The sequence below is a fragment of the Massilia agrisoli genome (assembly GCF_020831365.1).
In the GTDB taxonomy this organism is placed as follows: Bacteria; Pseudomonadota; Gammaproteobacteria; order Burkholderiales; family Burkholderiaceae_D; genus Telluria_A; species Telluria_A agrisoli.
Genome location: NZ_JAJHPV010000013.1, coordinates 1,049,237 through 1,065,929, shown reverse-complemented (window position 1 = coordinate 1,065,929; position 16,693 = coordinate 1,049,237). Strand labels below are relative to the sequence as shown.

Below are 16,693 nucleotides of genomic sequence, written 5' to 3'. Positions count from 1 at the left end.
TTTTCTCCAATGAGCCACCAATCCACACTCGGGTTTTCCACAAGCGGCCGCGGCACCGTCGACATCACGGATGCAATCGCCCGGATTGTCGCGCAATCCGGCGTTCAATGCGGCCTTGCCCATGTGTTTGTCCAGCACACCAGCTGTTCGCTGACGATCACCGAGAACGCCGACGCCGAGGTGCGGCGCGATCTCGAAACGGTCATGAAACGCCTGGCGCCCGACGGCGATCCGGCCTATCGCCATGACACCGAAGGCCCCGACGATATGGCCGCCCACGTGCGCAGCGTGCTGACCGAGTCAAGCCTGACCGTGCCGATTGGCGCCGGACGCCTGATGCTGGGCACATGGCAGGGGATCTACCTGTGGGAGCACCGCACCTCTGCCCACAGGCGCAGCGTGGTAGTGACGATCCTCGGTTCGTAAGGCCGTGGACACGCGCGACATCGGCGCCCTGAAGGCCCTCACGATCCGCAACGCGCATTCGCTCCTGGGCGTGGACAGTGTGCGCGCCGTCGCCGGGCACGGCCTCGATGGCGACGTCCACGCGGACGCCCTGTCGCCACGCCAGTTGCTGCTGGCCGGCGCCCCTGCCTACCAGGACTTCTCGCTCCCGCCCCATGCCTTGCGCGAAAACCTGCTGATCGATGTCGACACCGCGAGCCTGGTGTCAGGCACTGTCCTGCAGGTCGGCAGCGAGGTTCGGCTGCGCCTGATGTTCCAGTGCGAAGCGTGCGGGCAGCTGGACGCCGTGGCGCCCGGACTGTCGCAATCGATCGGCATTCGGCGCGGGATGCTCGCACGGGTTCTTACCGGCGGCGTCCTTCACCGTGGCGACACGGTCCGCGACCTGGGATTGCTGCACATGCCATGGTCCGACGACTGGCGAAAACGGATCGCCCGGGTCCTTGATGCGGTTCCGGCCGGCTCCGTTATCGAATACAAGCACCTGGCGCGCCTGGCCGGGGTGCAGTCAAGCTACTGCCGCGCCTTCCCGCGCTTGATCAGGACTTTGGAACCACGCTATGCAGGCAGGGCGGTCCCTGCGCAGTCGGCCTCAACGCAGCCGCGCTGGGAAGGACACGGCCTGTTCCAGCGTGCGTAAAGACAGGTTAAACTCTCTGCTCACCGTTTGGAAGAGGCCTTCATGTTCATCGTCATGCTCAACTACCTCCAGCCACTGGCCGAAGTCGACAAGCATCTCGGTGCGCACCGCGAGTACCTGCAAGAGCAATACGAGAACGGCGTCTTCCTGGCATCGGGCCCGAAAGAGCCGCGCACCGGCGGCGTGATTCTCGCCTCTGCCGGCAGCCGAGAGGCGCTGCAGGCGATCCTGGCGCGCGACCCGTTCCACGTTCACGGCGTCGCCTCATACGAGCTGGTCCAGTTCACCGCGCGCGCCGCTGCGCCCGGACTGGAACAGCTTATCGGGGCGTAAGCCCGCGCGTCCCTGCATGACATGAAACAGCGCCTCGCTTTCCTCCTGCTGCTGGCCGGATGCGCGGCGCAACGGGCGCCCACGCCGCCCCCGGCGGCCGACCCATATGCCTGGTACCGCGCTGCGGCACTGGCCGGAACGCCGGTCTACCGTATCGACCCGCAGGCATCCGTTATTCGCGCGGTCGTGCGCAGCGGCGGGCCGTTCGCCCGGATGGGACACGACCATGCGGTCGCTGCCAAAAATATCTCCGGCTTCGCCGCGCCAGGCGAGGGGCGCGCCGACTTCGGATTCCGGCTCGATGAGATGACGGTGGATGAGCCAGCCGTCCGTGCAAGCGCCGGCCTGCCCGGCACAGTGCCGGCGGACGCGGCGGCGGGCACACGTGCAAACATGCTGGGGCGGGTACTGGAGGCCGACCGCCACCCGACAGTCCACCTCAGCGCCCGCCAGGCGCGCGGCGCGGCGGGCACGATGCGCCTGGCGGTCACCCTGCACGGCGTCACCCGCAGCGTCGACGTCCCGGCTGCGCTCGACATCACCCCGGCGAGCGTCACCGCGGCAGGCAGTTTCAGCCTGCGCCAGACAGACTTCGGCATCAAGCCGATGTCGGTACTGGGCGGCGCCCTGGTAGTACGCGATGAGATGGAGCTGAGCTTCCGGATTCACGCGGCGCGCGTGCGCTGAGCGATCCATTCGTCGAGCAGCTGTTCGCTGCCTGCGCCGGCATGCAGGCCAAGCTTGGACCGGCGCCACAGGATGTCGGCGGCGCGCGTCGCCCATTCGTATTTAACCAGGTACTCAGCTTCTGCCGCGTACAGGCCGGGTACGATTTGCGGCCCCAGTTCATGCATGCCCTGGCGGCGCGCCAGCAGGACCTCGATGCGGCTGCCGTAGGCGCGCGCATAGCGTGTCGCCAGCGGCTGCGGCAGCCACGGATACCTGCGCCTGACTCCCTCCAGCCAGCTGCCAAATTCGACCACGCCCCGGTTCGAGGGGCTGCCGCCAAACAGGTCGCCGCCGGGCAGGCATGCGGCCGCGGTCCAGGCGCCGCTCCGGTTGCCGAGCATTGGAGCGATGCGGTCCACGGCTTCTTCGGCCAGCTTGCGGAAGGTGGTGATCTTGCCGCCCAGGACGGTGAGCATCGGCGCCCCGCTGGCATCCATTGCGAGGCGGAAGTCGCGCGTGGCCGCCGCCGCGCTGGCGGCGTCGTCTTCCACCAGCGGGCGCACGCCGGAGTACGTCCACACCACGTCGGCTGGCGCAATCGCGCGCTTGAAATAGCGGTTCGAGAGCTGGCACAGGTAGGCGATCTCGGGTTCGCTGATCGCCACCCGGTCAAGGTCGCCTTCGTAATCGAGGTCGGTTGTGCCGATCAGCGTGAATTCCTGCTCGTACGGCATGGCGAACACGATGCGGCCGTCCGGATGCTGGAAGATATACGCGTAGTCGTGCTCAAACAGGCGCGGGACCACGATGTGGCTTCCCTTGATCAAGCGAAGCGCGCGGCGCGGGCGGGCGCCGGACGCGCTTTGCAGCAGCTGCGCGGCCCACGGCCCCGCCGCGTTCACCAGGCAGCGCGCCCTCACCTGCGTGCTGCCGTGCGCGTGCGCCAGGGTCGCGGTCCAGTACCGGGCGTCGCGTTTCAGCGAGGTGCATGCGGTGCGCGTCAGGATGCTGGCGCCGCGCTCGCGCGCCGCGATGGCGTTCAGGACGACCAGCCGCGCATCGTCGACCCAGCCGTCCGAATAAACGAAGCCGCGCGTGAAGCTGTCCTTCAGCGCTTCGCCGGCTGCGTGCGAGCGCAGGGCGACGGCTTCGGAACCAGGCAAGAATTCGCGCCGCGCCAGCGTGTCGTACAGGTACAGGCCGGCGCGGATCAGCCACACCGGCCGCTGGCCGCTGTCGTGCGGCATGACGAAACGCAGGGGACGCATGATGTGCGGCGCGCTGCGCAGCAGCACCTCGCGTTCGGCCAGCGCTTTGCGCACCAGCCGGAATTCATAATGTTCGAGGTAGCGCAGGCCGCCGTGTATCAGCTTGCTCGACGCCGACGAGGTGTGCGCGGCCAGGTCGTCCTTCTCGCACAGGACGACGCGCAGGCCGCGGCCAGCGGCGTCGCGCGCGATGCCGGCGCCGTTGATGCCGCCGCCGACAACCAGCACGTCGGTTTCGATATGGTCAGGTCCTTCCATCCTCCGCTCCCGTATGCGCCATCAGCGGACACATGCCCCGATTGTGTACCGAAAACGCCGCCGTTACAAATGTTAGCTCCATCGCCGCCGCCCAGGTCAGGCATCGTGCTCGCCCTCGATAAATTCTGGCGAGCCGCTGATGGCGCGCGAGGCCTGCATGCCGCCCATGACCGCCGCTTCGATGCAGCCGGCGTCGAGCCCTGTTTTAAGCCAGTCGCCGGCGAGGTAGAGGTTGGCGAACCCGGCGCCGTCGGAGGCGAGCCGGTATTGGGCACTGCCGGCCACCGACAGGACGTAACGCTCCGACGGGTCGACGTTGGCGCGCCAGTACTGGGCGTCGAAACGGGCCACGCCGTCGCGCTGCTGCGGGTCGGACAGCCAGTGCCATGCGAAACTCCCGGGACGCCCGGCGGCCGGCCATAACTGGCCGATGCGCTGGCCCAGCAGCTCGATGGCGCCCTCCTTCGCCAGCGCGCGGGCACGCGCGGGAAAGCCATGATCCGATTGCGGCGGGCAGGACGGCATCGGCAGCGCGCCGCAAAAGTACGACACGTTTTCCGGCTCCTGCGCGGGCAGCCAGTCTTCGCGCGCGAGCAGGTGGTCCATCGGCGCCCAGATGTCATACGGCTCCGAAAAACCGGTCAGCACCGGCTGCTGCCCGCCCGGCTGGTGGGTCCACCCCATCTGCGCCAGGTTCCGTTCGAGCCAGACCTGGCAGGCCTGGGTGGCGACCGTGCGCAGCTGCTCCGACGCCGCCTTCAGCGGCGCGCTGCTGGCCAGCAGGCGCGGACAAAGCAGCGCCAGCGATCCAACCGGAATGCCGAACACCACTTTGTCGAAGTCGCGCCCGCGTTCGAGCAGCACTTCCGGCAAGGGCTGGCCGAACTGGCGCCGGTAAAGCTCGGGCCAGTTGCTCCACCACGATTCGAGGTCGACTTCGCGTTCCTGCAGCAGCACGGCCTGCGCCGGATCGATCTGCGCGTAGTCCGGCGCGGACGGCCAGCAATCGAGGCCGCGTACCTGGACCAGCGGGTTGTAGCGGCCCTGGCGCAGCGTCACCTGGCGCGTCATCCGGATGGCGCCGACGTCGTCGCCGTCAGGGACCAGCTCTTCGACCCGGTGGAAGAACCTGAACTGCACGCCGCGGCCAAGCAGCACCTGGTACAGCGGTGCAAAGATGGTGTCGCCCATCCCCGCCTGCATCTTGAAGATGATGCTGCCTTTGTAGCCAAGCATCAGCCGCAGCATCCCGCGCAGCATGGTGCCCGCTTCCGCCGTCGGCCTGTCGAAGTCGCCGTCCTCGTACGCGAACACGAGGTCGTACGCCGCCCTTACCGGGGTCGAGTTGATGCACAGCTCGGGGTCGCCGCCGTGCCTGGCCAGCCAGGCGCGCAGGTCGATGCCGTTGACGGTGTCGAAGCCTTTGATGAAGACCCCGTCCGCGAACAGTCCCTTGAGCACCGTGCTGACGGTTTCAAGGCTGATGCGCAGGCGCCGCAGGTCGTCGCCGCCCGGCGCCATGTCGCGGTAGCTGGCGCGAACGCGCGCGCGCATGCCTTCGAGCGCCTGCGCCACCAGCGTGTGCTGGTGCTGCTGGTGCTTGCTTGAGTCGTCCGGCATGGTGCGCGCAAGCGCCGACAGCAGCCGGTACGAGCGCGCCGCATCAACGCCCTGCGCCGCTACGCCCTGCAGGCTGGCCAGTTCATCGAGCCAGCGGCCGATCCATCCGAGCAGCGTCATGGCCATCTGCCACATCGTGACCGGCTCGCCCGATCCGGGTTCGCCTGGCAGGGTGGGAAACACCAGGTGCCACGGCCGCCAGGCGCCATCGACCGGGTCGGCCAGCGCCAGGTAGTCATGCGGGCGGAAGGCGTCGCGCCAGGTGGCCAGCGGCGCGCCTGGCGCGCGCCCCAGCCGGTCGTAGGCGGCGCGCATCATGGCGAAGGTGTTGCTGTAGAAGCCGAACAGCGTATGCAGCCCGTGTTCTTCAATGCGCTGGGCGTGCAAGGCATTGCGCCCGCTGGCGCCTTTGCCGCCCAGCCGCCATCCCTGCTGGTAGACGGTGACCTGGTAGCGCTCTTGCCATCCGGGCGCCGAGGAGAGGTGCCAGGCCGCCGCCAGCGATCCGATGCCCCCGCCGAGGATGGCGATTTTTTCGCGCTGGGTGCTTGCTGCTGGCCTGGTCGTCATCGCACTCTCCCGTCAACGTCAGCGCCCAGTGTATTTTCATCGGCGGCGTTTCATGTTCGCAAATATCAATCATGCGAGGTTGCCGCGGCCGCAGTGTGTAAGATGAGGGACCGGCTGATGATCGATGCAACAAATGATGACCACACCTTACGTTTCCACTTTTTCGGGCAACCGCTTTTATCCGCTCGAGCCGCGCATCGACCGCGTTGCGATCGAGGACATCGCGCACGGGCTGGCCTATCAGTGCCGCTTCAACGGCCAGACCTGCGAGTTCTACTCGGTGGCGCAGCACAGCCTCGTGGTGGCCTCGCTGGTGCCGCCGGCGTTGCGGATGGCGGCCCTGCTGCACGACGCCGCCGAGGCCTATCTCGGCGACATGGTCAAGCCGCTCAAGGTGCTGCTGCCGGAGTTCGCAGCCATCGAAGACAAGGTGACCATGATTATCAGCGACACCTTCGGCGTCGATTTCTCCGACTATGGACCGATCAAGCAGGCCGACCTGATCGCGCTCGCCACCGAAAAGCGCGACCTGATGCCGCACTCGGTCGAGCGCTGGGCCTACCTCGACACGGTGCGCGCGCTGCCCGAACCGATCGTCCCGATGAGCCCGCGCGATGCCAAACTGGCATTCCTCGACGAGTTCGACCGCTTGTCCACCCACTCCGCGGCAAGCGCCGCCGCAAGCGGGCTCGGCGCTAAGTGGCGGATTTGACAGGGTTTTTCCCGATATCCACAAGAACTGTGGATAACGTTGTGGATAAGGACTGCTTGACAAGCCAGAACGCCCGTATCCATGCGGTTTTCAACAAACTGCCCGTTCTGAAGGCAAAAATCTATGTCAATAAAATCAATAACTTAGCTTTCCGTGCTGCGACGCACCAAAGGCTTGATGAGGCAAATTCCTACAAAAATCGCAGACAGGGGATAACTTGCAACGGGCCCGGCAAATTGTTTTGACAATCTCCCCCTGCTGACTTACTGTTGAATCATGTTATCGAACGACCCCGACCTGATCCTCGAAGACGACGATCCCTCCGACACCCCTCCTTCAGCCCCTGAACCGGCGCCCTGGCGCATTCTGATCGTGGATGACGACGTTGACGTTCACGTGGTCACCAAGTTCGCACTCAGTTCCGCCAATTTCCAGGGCCGCCGCCTCAGCTTCCTGCATGCGTACAGCGGCAAGGAAGCGCTGGCGATCCTGCGCGATACGCCCGACGTCGCGATGATGCTGCTCGACGTGATCATGGAAACCGACGACGCCGGCCTGCGGGTGGCGCGCCAGGTGCGCGAGGAGCTGCACAATGACCTGGTGCGGATCGTGCTGCGCACCGGCCAGCCGGGACAGGCGTTCGAACACGGCGTGATTGTCGATTACGACATCAATGACTACTGGTGCAAGGCCGACCTCACGACGCGCAAGCTGTTTACGACGGTGATTTCGTCGCTGCGCGCCTATGCGGCGCTGGCGGCGGCCAAGGCGACGCGCGATCGCCTGAACGAGGAACTGGCGCGGGCACGCAATGTGCAGGCGGCCCTGAACCCGCTGGCGCTGATTTTGACCCTGGACCGCGATGGCGTGGTCACCGATGCGAACGAGCGCCTGTGCGCGGTGTTTGGCGTGACGCGCGACGCTGTCGTTGGCCGCACCGCGGCAGCGCTCCGGCCTGAAGCCGTCACTGCCGAAAGGGGGCACGAGATTGTCAGCTCGCTGGTCAGGAGCGGAGGCTGGGCCGGGGACATCGAGCTGGCCGGCGCCGGCGGCGCGCCGGTGTCGCTGCGCTGCGCCGCGCTGGCGTTCAAGGACAGCGATGGACTGCCTTACCAGTATGTCGCCGTGGCTACCGAGCGCATCGCGGCGCAATAAAACTCGCCACCGGCGAAGCGCATTTCGCCACTCATTCGCGCCCCACTCACTTCCACGCGCTGCGCGCGCGCTCGCGCACCAGCATCCGCACGCTGTCGGGCAACGGCTTCCTGCTGTGGGCCTGGTCGGCCGTCAGCCACACGCATTCCTCGAAATGCTTCAGCATCGCAGGGCTGATAAAGCGCGTGCGCGCCGCGTAGACATGGCGGTCGCCCATCTGCGCCTGCTGCTTGATGAAGAAGCGGTTCGGCACCACCAGGTGCAGGTGCTCCTTGGCGCGTGTCATCGCCACGTACAGCAGCCGCCGCTCTTCCTCGATATCGTCAGCGCTGCCGGTGCTCATGTCCGACGGGATGCAGCCGTCGACCACGTTCAGCACATGGACCGAGTTCCACTCCTGCCCCTTGGACGAGTGAATGGTCGACAGGATCACGTAGTCCTCGTCGAGGTTGGGCGGCCCGGCGCGGTCGCTGGTCGCTTCCGGCGGGTCGAGCGTGATCTCGGCCAGGAAGGTCTCGCGCGAGCCGTAGCCGCCGGCCAGCTGCGCCAGCTGCTCGACGTCAGCGGCGCGCACCTGGGCGTCGTCATGCATGCGTTCGAGCTGCGGGAGATACCAGTTCCTGACCAGGCCGATATCGGCCGGCCAGCGCAGCCCAGGCGTGCGCAGCGCGCGGTACAGCGCGACGAAGGCCTGCCATTCGCCCGCGGCCTTGGCGGGCGGCGCGAATGCTTCCAGCGCCAGCACCGGCTCGGCCGCTTCGCCGAGTGCGTCGAGCAGGCGGCTGGCGGTGGCCGGCCCGATCCCGGGGATCAGTTGCGCTACGCGGAAGCCGGCCATGCGGCCGCTCGGGTTCTGGGCGAACCGCAGCACCGCCAGCACGTCCTTGATGTGCGAGGCTTCGAGGAATTTCAGCCCGCCGAATTTGACGAAGGGGACATTGCGGCGCATGAGCTCCAGTTCCAGCGCCGCGCTGTGGCTGGCGGCGCGGAACAGCACTGCCTGCGACGTCAACGCAACGCCGGCTTCGCGCTGTTCAAGGATGCGGTTACACACCCAGCGCGCCTGTTCCGCTTCATCCGGGATCAGTACCAGCTGCGGCCGCGCGGTCGATACCTTGTCGGTCCACAGCGTTTTTGCGTGGCGCTCCAGCGCCGCCGCGATCACCGCGTTGGATGCGTCCAGGATCGGCTGGGTCGAGCGGTAATTGCGTTCGAGCGTGACCGTGCAGGCGCTCTGGCTGAACTGCTGCGGGAAGTCGAGGATGTTGCGCACGGTGGCGCCGCGGAACGAGTAGATCGACTGGGCGTCGTCGCCGACCACCATCACGCCCTTCCCGTCCGGCTTCATGCCGGTGATGATCGCCGCCTGCAGGCGGTTGGTGTCCTGGTATTCGTCGACCAGCACGTAATCGAACAGCGCGCCGATTTCCGGGCCCAGTTCGGGGTCGGACGCCATCTCGGACCAGAACAGCAGCAGGTCATCGTAATCGAGCACGTTCTGTTCCTGCTTGGCGTCGACGTAGGCGCCGAACAGGGTCTTGAGTTCCTGCTCCCACTCGCTGCACCACGGGAAGGTGGTTTGCAGGACATCGGCCAGGGGCTCGCGGCTGTTGACCACGCGCGAATAGATCGACAGGCAGGTGCCCTTGAGGGGAAAGCGCTTTTCGGTCTGGGTCAGGCCGATCTCATGGCGCACCAGGCCCATCAGGTCTTCGGAATCGCCCCGGTCATGGATGGTGAAGGAGTCGTCCAGCCCGATCCGGCCGGCGTACTCGCGCAACAGTCGCGCGCCGATACTGTGGAAGGTACCGGCCCACGGCAGTGTGCCAGGCGCCTGCGCGCTGCGCAGTCCCATCACCCGGTGCAGCACATTGCCGGCACGGTTGGTCATCTCGACCGCCGCGCGCCGCGAGAAGGTCAGCAGCAGGATGCGCTGGGGATCGGCGCCGCTCTGGATCAGCCGCGCGACCCGGTGCGCCAGGGTGCTGGTTTTGCCCGAACCGGCCCCGGCGATCACCAGCAGCGGGCGCGGATTATCCAGCCCGATATCGTGTTCGACGGCGGCCCGCTGCTCCGGATTCAGGCTGGCATAGGGATCTTCGGGGACTGTTTTTTCAGCGACGGCTTGCATCTGGACATTTCAACTTGGGAATGCTACAACTGTACATTTATCCAGTAATGCTGCGCAAGAAAAATCCCACGGTGTTGCACGAAAATTTTTGAAAATCCTTCGCGCGAGTTTGCGATATCTCAGCAATGCGTCTGGATTCCTGCGCTAAGTAGCCGTAACTAAAGCACTTTTTCAGATATCCACATTCGCTGTGTATAACTTTGTGGAAAAGCCCCTCTTGACACCCCGGAAGCCAATGCTGACGCGGGTTTCAACAAAATGCCCATTCCACAGGCAGAAGTATTTACCCTTAAAAATCAACAGCTTAAAAAGTCAACCGCATCAGTGGGAAAAAGAATTTGAAAAATTCTTTTGGGAATTTTTTGTGCATAACCCGGGCGCAGGAAGCGGCGGAATCCGCGCGCGATCGATGACTTTTTGATATGAAGTACACCCTGCTGGCAAGGTGCGGAAACACTGGGGGACAGTTAATGCCTGCGCCGGGCTGGTTCGAGCAGCACGCGCTCGATGACCTTCGGCGAGATGCCATGGGATTTGAGGTACTCAAGCGCAGCAACTGTATTGCTGGCTTCCTGGACGGAAATTGCGTGGTTCACAATATCGCGCCGCCGGGCATCTGTGCGTTCGTAGGGTGGTTCGACAAGCGCCACGTTTGCACCGGCGTATTGGTATTGATTCATCGCAACTCCCTCGCATTGTCTGACACGGATCAATTTTGCTGCTATCGGAGTATCCCCCAATAAACCTCAAAGTCAATGTCAGGTTTCCATCAAAATGGGTAATTATTAAGTTGTGCAGCAAGCATTGATGAGCGTTTGCAGCCATGCGGAAACGGAACGTGCCGCGCCCGGGCGCCGGGCTAGAATCGACGCACGAATGCAGTGCGTTTTTCCATCCGATGAAAAGGATTTGACATGGCAACCCACTTCGACCCCAAACTCAATCCTGGCGACGACGCCGAGCCCGGCACCCCCGGTAGCGGCGAGGATATCTGCGACGAATGCAGCGGCAGCGGCAAGCTGGGCGACGGCCGGCCCTGTCCCAACTGCGGAGGAACCGGCAAGGTTATCCACGGCATCGGCGGCGGCTAGCCGGCGTGGACAAGCAGCAATGCAGGCGCGATAATGGGGAATGAGCCTTCCGCAAGATGCAACGCACGCCCGTCCGCATTCCCTCACTGACCTGTTCGTTTCATTCACCCTGCTGGCCCTGCAAGGCTTCGGCGGCGTGCTCGCGGTTGTCCAGCGCGAACTGGTCGAGCGCAAACGCTGGCTGACCCAGGAAGAGTTCATCGAGGACTGGGCCGTTGCGCAGGTAATGCCGGGGCCGAATGTCGTCAACCTGTCGATGATGATCGGCGGACGCTATTTCGGCCTGCCGGGGGCGCTGTCGGCGCTGGCCGGCATGCTGGCGGTCCCGCTGGTCGTCGTCATCCTGCTGGCGATGCTGCACAGTCATTATGCCGGCCATCCCGGCGTCGACGGCGCCTTGCGCGGCATGGCGGCCGTGGCCGCCGGCATGATCGGCGCCGCCGGCCTGCGGCTGTCCACCGCGCTGGCGCGGCATCCGCTGCCACTGGCCTGGGGCGTGGCGCTGGCCGCGCTGGCCTTCGTGCTGGTGGCGCTGGTGCGCGTGCCGCTGCTGTACGTGCTGTTCGGCGTCGGCGGCCTTGGCTGCATCCTCACCTACCGCAGGCTGAAACAATGAGCGCGCCCGCCATCGTGCTTGGATGGAGCGACTGGGCCAGCCTGTTCGGCCATTACCTGATGCTGTCGCTGATGTCGTTCGGCGGCGCGATCTCGACCACGCCGGAGATGCACCGCTACCTGGTGGAACAGCACCACTGGCTCACCCAGCAGCAATTCAACCATTCGATCGCCATCGCCCAGGCCGCGCCGGGGCCGAACGTGCTGTTCGTTGCGCTGATGGGCTGGAACGTGGGCATGAATGCGGGCAGCACGACAGCGGCCGTGCTCGGCGTCGCGGTGACCATGCTGGGCATCCTGCTGCCGTCCACGGTGCTGACCTATGTCGCGGCGCGCTGGGGCCACCAGAACCGCGAACTGCGCGCGGTACGGGCGTTCAAGATGGGCATGGCGCCGGTAGTGGTGGCGCTGCTGCTGTCGACCAGCTGGATCCTTGGCAGCGCGCCCCAGGCCGCGCGCGACAACTGGCCGCTGTGGCTGCTCGCCATTGCCAGCGGCCTGCTGATCTGGCGCACCCGGCTGCACCTGCTGTGGTTCCTGGCCGCCGGCGCCGTGCTTGGCTGGCTACAACTCGTCTGATTGACCTGCTTCGGCATGCCTGCGCCGCAATGCGGCTAGCCTAGCATCTGGCATCACTACTTCTGGGAGGCAATCATGAGCACGGGCCAATTCTCGGGCAATCCGCGCACTGAATGGCTGTCGGGCGAAGGTCCGGACCGCGCGATGCGCCTGGTCGACACCTTCTCGTTCACCGATGCCAAAGGGCGCCGCTGGGACGTGCCGGCGGGCATGGAGGTGGACGGCGCCACCATCCCGCGCACCCTGTGGTCCTCGGTCGGCAGCCCTTATACGGGCAACTACCGGCGCGCCGCGATCCTGCACGACGCCGCCATCCTCGACCCGCGCAACCGGCGCATCGACGCCGATGCCATGTTTTATGAAGCCTGCCTTGCCGGCGGCTGCACGGCTAACCAGGCCAAGCTGTTGTACGCGGGCGTTTGCATCGGCAGCTGGGTGAGCCAGGCCAGGCCGGTCGAGCATGCCCTCGCCGGGCAGATCCCGGACGTAGCGCGGCTTCCCGGCGAGCACTCGCCACTCGACTTGGAGATCCGCGCCATCTACACGCTGCTGGCGGGCGAGCTTGCCCGCACGCCCGACGACTTCGATTCGGTCCGCGCCACGGTGGACCAGCGCCTCGCCGGCATACAATGAACTTAGTGCGTTGGCAACTTACGGCCGGTGCAGGCATACTGGCGCCAGTCCATCACCAGGTAATTCCATGCTCGAACTCATCAGTGAACACGCCTGCTTCGGCGGCTCGCAACGCTTTTACCGCCACCAATCGCAGTCCACCGGCTTGCCAATGCGCTTTTCGGTCTTCCTTCCAGCGGGGGCGGCGGACGGCAAATGTCCCGCCTTGTTCTACCTGGCTGGCCTGACCTGTAACGAAGAAACCTTCATGACCAAGGGCGGCGCCCAGCGTGTTGCTGCGCGCGAAGGGATGATCCTGGTCGCGCCTGACACGAGTCCGCGCGGCGCCGGCATTGCCGGCGAATCGGACGCCTGGGACTTCGGCGCCGGCGCGGGGTTTTATGTCGATGCCACCCAGGAGCCATGGCGCGGCAACTACCGCATGTACAGTTACATTCTCGAACTGCGCGCTCTGCTGGTGGCCGAGCTGCCGCTGGACGCGGCGCGGATCGGCATTTTCGGGCACTCGATGGGTGGCCACGGGGCACTGGTGCTGGCCCTGCGCAATCCGGAACTGTTCCGTTCGGTGTCGGCATTCGCGCCGATCGCCGCCCCCTCGCGCTGCCCGTGGGGCCAGAAAGCGTTCAGCGGCTACCTCGGTGCGGACGAGTCCACCTGGCGCGCCTACGACGCCAGCGAACTGATGGCGCAAGCGAGCGCGCCCTTCCCCAACGGCATCCTGGTCGACCAGGGGCTGGCCGACAAGTTCCTTGGCGACCAGCTCTACCCGGAAGCCTTTGAAGCGGCTTGCCGCCATGCCGGCCAGGCGCTGGAGCTGCGCCGCCATGCCGGCTACGACCACGGCTACTACTTCATCTCCACCTTCATGGAAGACCACATGAACTTCCATAGCGCAAACCTCGGATAGGCGGGCGGCGCCTCAACCGGCGGACCCGCAGTTCAAGCAGCCGCAAAACTGAACAAACCCCCGGCCGGTTGGTCCAACCAGTCAGCACAGCGACTGGACCCGGCTATGAAGCTACGCGACCCTACCGTGTGGATGTGGAGCGAAGCGCTCGACGTGCTCGAGCGCGCCGACCGCATGCAGCGCCAGTTCTTCCAGCTGGGCGCGCAGTGCCCGGGCGGGCCCGTGTGGGAGCCGCCGGTCGACATTTTCGAAACCGCGCAGCAATTCGTCGTTTTTGCCGCGCTGCCTGGCGTGGGCGCCGCGCAGCTGTCGATTGTGCTCGACGGCGCCGTGCTGACCGTGCGCGGCCAGCGCGCCATGCCCGATATCGGCCAGGGCGCGCACATCCGCAGCGTGGAAATACCTTACGGACGGTTCGAGCGCCGCATTGAACTGCCTGCGCCCGGTCTGCGCGTGCACGCGCGTTCGCTTGCCGACGGCTGCCTGACCCTGGTGCTGGACAAAACCGGGGAACCCGCATGAGCACCGGCCTCGAACAAGTGCTGCCATCCGGCGAGGCCGCAGGCGAGCCTGCGCCGGGCGCGGCGCCAGGCGAAGCGGCTGGCCGCATCCAGCTGCCACCCGATGGCCTGATCCTTATTCCGGTGCGTAACATGGTGCTGTTTCCCGGCCTGGTTGCCCCCATCAGCATCGGGCGCCAGCGGTCGATTGCGGCGGCGCAGGAAGCCGCGCGCAGCGAGCGCCCGGTCGGCGTGCTGCTGCAGCGCGAGGCCGCCAGCGATGCGCCGCGCCCGGACCAGCTGTATGGAATCGGCACGGTCGCCAGCATCGTGCGCTATGTCACCGCGCAGGAAAACAGCCACCACATCGTATGCCAGGGCCAGCAGCGCTTCCGGGTCATCGAATTTCTCGACGGCTACCCCTTCTATGCCGCGCGCGTGCAGCTGCTGCCCGAGGCCGATGAGTCCCGGCCGGAAATCCAGGCCATGCTGGTCCAGCTGAAGCAGCGCGCCGACGAAATCCTGGGCCTGCTGCCGCAGGTGCCGGCCGAACTCGCGCGCTCGGTCCAGGGCATGAGCTCGGCGACCGCCTTCGCCGACTTTATCGCCGGGCTGATGGATATCCCGCCGGAAGAAAAGCAGCAGGTGCTGGAAACCATCGACCTGGCGCGCCGGCTTGAAAAGGTGCTCGGCATGCTGGTGCACCGGATTGAAATCCTGCGCCTGTCGCAGCAGATCGACCAGCAAACCAAGGAAAGGATGGACGAGCGCCAGCGCGAATTCCTGCTGCGCGAACAGCTCAAGACCATCCAGGACGCGCTGGGCGACAGCACCGAAGGCCGGGGCGACCTCGACGAACTGAAGGAAGCGCTTGCAAAGGCCAGGCTGCCGCCCGACATCGACACCCATGTGCGCAAGGAGCTGCGCCGGCTTGAAAAAATGGCGGACGCGTCGATGGAATATTCGATGCTGCGCACCTATCTCGAATGGCTGGCCGAACTGCCGTGGACCGTGCAGGACACCGGGGACATCCAGATCGGCGAAGCGCGCCGCATCCTGGACGAGGACCATTTCGGCCTCGACAAAGTCAAGCGGCGCATCCTCGAATACCTTGCCGTGCGCAAGCTCAACCCGCACGGCAAAAGCCCGATCCTGTGCTTCGTCGGCCCGCCCGGCGTGGGCAAGACCTCGCTCGGCCAGAGCATCGCCCGCGCCACCGGACGCAAGTTCGTGCGGGTCAGCCTGGGCGGCACCCACGACGAAGCGGAAATCCGCGGCCACCGCCGCACCTACGTCGGCGCCCTGCCCGGCAATATCATCCAGGGCATCCGCAAGGCCGGCGCGCGCAATTGCGTGATGATGCTCGACGAAGTGGACAAGCTGGGCACAGGCTTCCATGGCGACCCGGCGGCGGCGATGCTGGAAGTGCTCGACCCCGAACAGAACAGTACCTTCCGCGACAACTATCTTGCGGTCCCGTTCGACCTGTCGACCGTGCTGTTCATCTGCACCGCGAACATGCCCGACGCCATTCCCGGCCCCTTGCGCGACCGCATGGAAGTCATCTCGCTGCCCGGCTATACCAACGAAGAAAAAGCCCAGATTGCCCAGCGCTACCTGGTGCCGCGCCAGCTCGAAGCAAACGGGCTGCGCGGCGAACAAGTGGGCATCAGCGCTGACGCCATCGGCGCCATCATCGACGGCTATACCCGCGAAGCCGGCGTGCGCAACCTCGAACGCGAAATCGGCAGCACCTTCCGCCATGCCGCGATGCGCATCGCCGAAGGCGACACGGCGCGCATCGAGATCGGCGCCGCCGACCTTGCGGCGATCCTCGGCCCGCGCAAGTTCGAAAGCGAACTGGCCATGCGCACCAGCCTTCCTGGCGTCGCGACCGGCCTGGCGTGGACAGCGGTTGGGGGCGACATCCTGTTTGTCGAAGCGAGCCGGGTGCCCGGCACAGGCAGGCTGATCCTGACCGGGCAGCTGGGCGAGGTCATGAAAGAAAGCGCGCAGGCGGCGCTCACGCTGATCAAGGCGCACAGCGCCGCGCTGGGCATTGCCAGCGACCTGTTCCGCCGCAGCGACGTGCACGTGCACGTGCCTGCCGGCGCCATACCCAAGGACGGCCCCAGCGCGGGCGTGGCCATGTACGTCGCGCTGGCCTCGCTGGCGCGCGGCACGCCGGTGCGCAGCGACCGCGCCATGACGGGCGAAATCAGCCTGCGCGGGCTGGTCCTGCCAGTGGGCGGCATCAAGGAAAAGGTGCTGGCCGCGGTCCGGGCAGGCATCAGCACGGTCATGCTACCGGCGCGCAACCAGAAGGAGCTGGACGAGATCCCGGAAGACGCGCGGGCACGGCTGCGCTTCGTCTGGCTTGAAACGGTGGACGACGCGGTTGCGGAAGCGATCGGCATACCGATTGCGGCCGCGGCAGCGGAATAAAAAAGGCGATGTCCCGTTAAAGTGCGCCTTGTCGTTCCCGCGAAAGCGGGAATCTATTCCCCGTCAGCTTAGCGGCCCCAGCCGCTGCCCGGTTGGTCGTCG

17 protein-coding genes are annotated in these 16,693 nt (G+C 65.9%); 13 read left to right on the top strand and 4 right to left on the bottom strand.

Annotated elements, in window-relative coordinates; translation table 11 throughout:
• Positions 1 to 9: 9 nt before the first annotated feature.
• The 4 genes from LMJ30_RS13940 to LMJ30_RS13925 are packed head-to-tail and all read left to right on the top strand — an operon-like array spanning position 10 to position 2,125.
• Entirely contained in the window at positions 10 to 426 is a 417-nt protein-coding gene (locus tag LMJ30_RS13940; RefSeq protein ID WP_229432920.1) for a secondary thiamine-phosphate synthase enzyme YjbQ, read from the top strand.
• Between the two features lie 4 nt (positions 427 to 430).
• On the top strand, positions 431 to 1,105 hold the full coding sequence (locus LMJ30_RS13935) for an MOSC domain-containing protein (protein ID WP_229432919.1): 675 nt from the start codon (positions 431 to 433) through the stop codon (positions 1,103 to 1,105).
• Between the two features lie 42 nt (positions 1,106 to 1,147).
• A complete protein-coding gene (locus LMJ30_RS13930; RefSeq protein ID WP_229432918.1) occupies positions 1,148 to 1,438 on the top strand; it encodes a YciI family protein in 291 nt (96 codons plus the stop codon).
• 21 nt (positions 1,439 to 1,459) lie between these two features.
• Complete coding sequence (locus LMJ30_RS13925; protein ID WP_229432917.1) at positions 1,460 to 2,125, top strand: YceI family protein; 666 nt, start codon at positions 1,460 to 1,462, stop codon at positions 2,123 to 2,125.
• Here LMJ30_RS13925 and glpD read toward each other — a convergent pair.
• Positions 2,104 to 3,633, bottom strand: a complete 1,530-nt coding sequence (glpD, locus tag LMJ30_RS13920; RefSeq protein ID WP_229432916.1) for a glycerol-3-phosphate dehydrogenase — start codon at positions 3,631 to 3,633, stop codon at positions 2,104 to 2,106. The genes LMJ30_RS13925 and glpD overlap by 22 nt on opposite strands.
• A gap of 96 nt (positions 3,634 to 3,729) precedes the next feature.
• A complete protein-coding gene (locus tag LMJ30_RS13915) occupies positions 3,730 to 5,823 on the bottom strand; it encodes an NAD(P)-binding protein (RefSeq protein ID WP_229432915.1) in 2,094 nt (697 codons plus the stop codon).
• A gap of 133 nt (positions 5,824 to 5,956) precedes the next feature.
• Here LMJ30_RS13915 and LMJ30_RS13910 point away from each other — a divergent pair, with 133 nt between their 5' ends.
• Both LMJ30_RS13910 and LMJ30_RS13905 read left to right on the top strand, forming a co-directional pair.
• Positions 5,957 to 6,535 carry a phosphohydrolase gene (locus LMJ30_RS13910; protein WP_229432914.1) on the top strand — a complete coding sequence of 193 codons (579 nt, stop codon included), beginning with the start codon at positions 5,957 to 5,959 and terminating at the stop codon, positions 6,533 to 6,535.
• Positions 6,536 to 6,811: 276 nt separating this feature from the next.
• Entirely contained in the window at positions 6,812 to 7,690 is an 879-nt protein-coding gene (locus LMJ30_RS13905; protein WP_229432913.1) for a PAS domain-containing protein, read from the top strand.
• 46 nt (positions 7,691 to 7,736) lie between these two features.
• Here LMJ30_RS13905 and LMJ30_RS13900 read toward each other — a convergent pair whose 3' ends face one another.
• Together LMJ30_RS13900 and LMJ30_RS13895 are read right to left on the bottom strand one after the other, a co-directional pair.
• A complete protein-coding gene (locus tag LMJ30_RS13900) occupies positions 7,737 to 9,821 on the bottom strand; it encodes an ATP-dependent helicase (protein WP_229432912.1) in 2,085 nt (694 codons plus the stop codon).
• Between the two features lie 467 nt (positions 9,822 to 10,288).
• Entirely contained in the window at positions 10,289 to 10,501 is a 213-nt protein-coding gene (locus LMJ30_RS13895; RefSeq protein WP_229432911.1) for a hypothetical protein, read from the bottom strand.
• Between the two features lie 234 nt (positions 10,502 to 10,735).
• Between LMJ30_RS13895 and LMJ30_RS13890 the strand changes: the two genes are divergently transcribed.
• The 7 genes from LMJ30_RS13890 (at position 10,736) to lon (ending at position 16,591) form a co-directional block, all read left to right on the top strand.
• Positions 10,736 to 10,912, top strand: coding sequence for a hypothetical protein (locus LMJ30_RS13890; RefSeq protein ID WP_229432910.1), 177 nt, complete (start codon positions 10,736 to 10,738; stop codon positions 10,910 to 10,912).
• A 40-nt stretch (positions 10,913 to 10,952) separates the two neighbouring features.
• Positions 10,953 to 11,528 carry a chromate transporter gene (locus LMJ30_RS13885; protein ID WP_229432909.1) on the top strand — a complete coding sequence of 192 codons (576 nt, stop codon included), beginning with the start codon at positions 10,953 to 10,955 and terminating at the stop codon, positions 11,526 to 11,528.
• Positions 11,525 to 12,106, top strand: coding sequence for a chromate transporter (locus tag LMJ30_RS13880; RefSeq protein WP_229432908.1), 582 nt, complete (start codon positions 11,525 to 11,527; stop codon positions 12,104 to 12,106). Before LMJ30_RS13885 ends, LMJ30_RS13880 begins: the two co-directional genes overlap by 4 nt.
• Before the next feature lie 75 nt (positions 12,107 to 12,181).
• Positions 12,182 to 12,739, top strand: a complete 558-nt coding sequence (locus LMJ30_RS13875; protein WP_229432907.1) for a DUF1353 domain-containing protein — start codon at positions 12,182 to 12,184, stop codon at positions 12,737 to 12,739.
• A 67-nt stretch (positions 12,740 to 12,806) separates the two neighbouring features.
• A complete protein-coding gene (gene fghA / locus LMJ30_RS13870; protein ID WP_229432906.1) occupies positions 12,807 to 13,646 on the top strand; it encodes an S-formylglutathione hydrolase in 840 nt (279 codons plus the stop codon).
• Between the two features lie 105 nt (positions 13,647 to 13,751).
• Positions 13,752 to 14,168 carry an Hsp20/alpha crystallin family protein gene (locus tag LMJ30_RS13865; RefSeq protein WP_229432905.1) on the top strand — a complete coding sequence of 139 codons (417 nt, stop codon included), beginning with the start codon at positions 13,752 to 13,754 and terminating at the stop codon, positions 14,166 to 14,168.
• Complete coding sequence (gene lon, locus LMJ30_RS13860; RefSeq protein WP_267869633.1) at positions 14,165 to 16,591, top strand: endopeptidase La; 2,427 nt, start codon at positions 14,165 to 14,167, stop codon at positions 16,589 to 16,591. Before LMJ30_RS13865 ends, lon begins: the two co-directional genes overlap by 4 nt.
• Positions 16,592 to 16,693 lie beyond the last annotated feature (102 nt).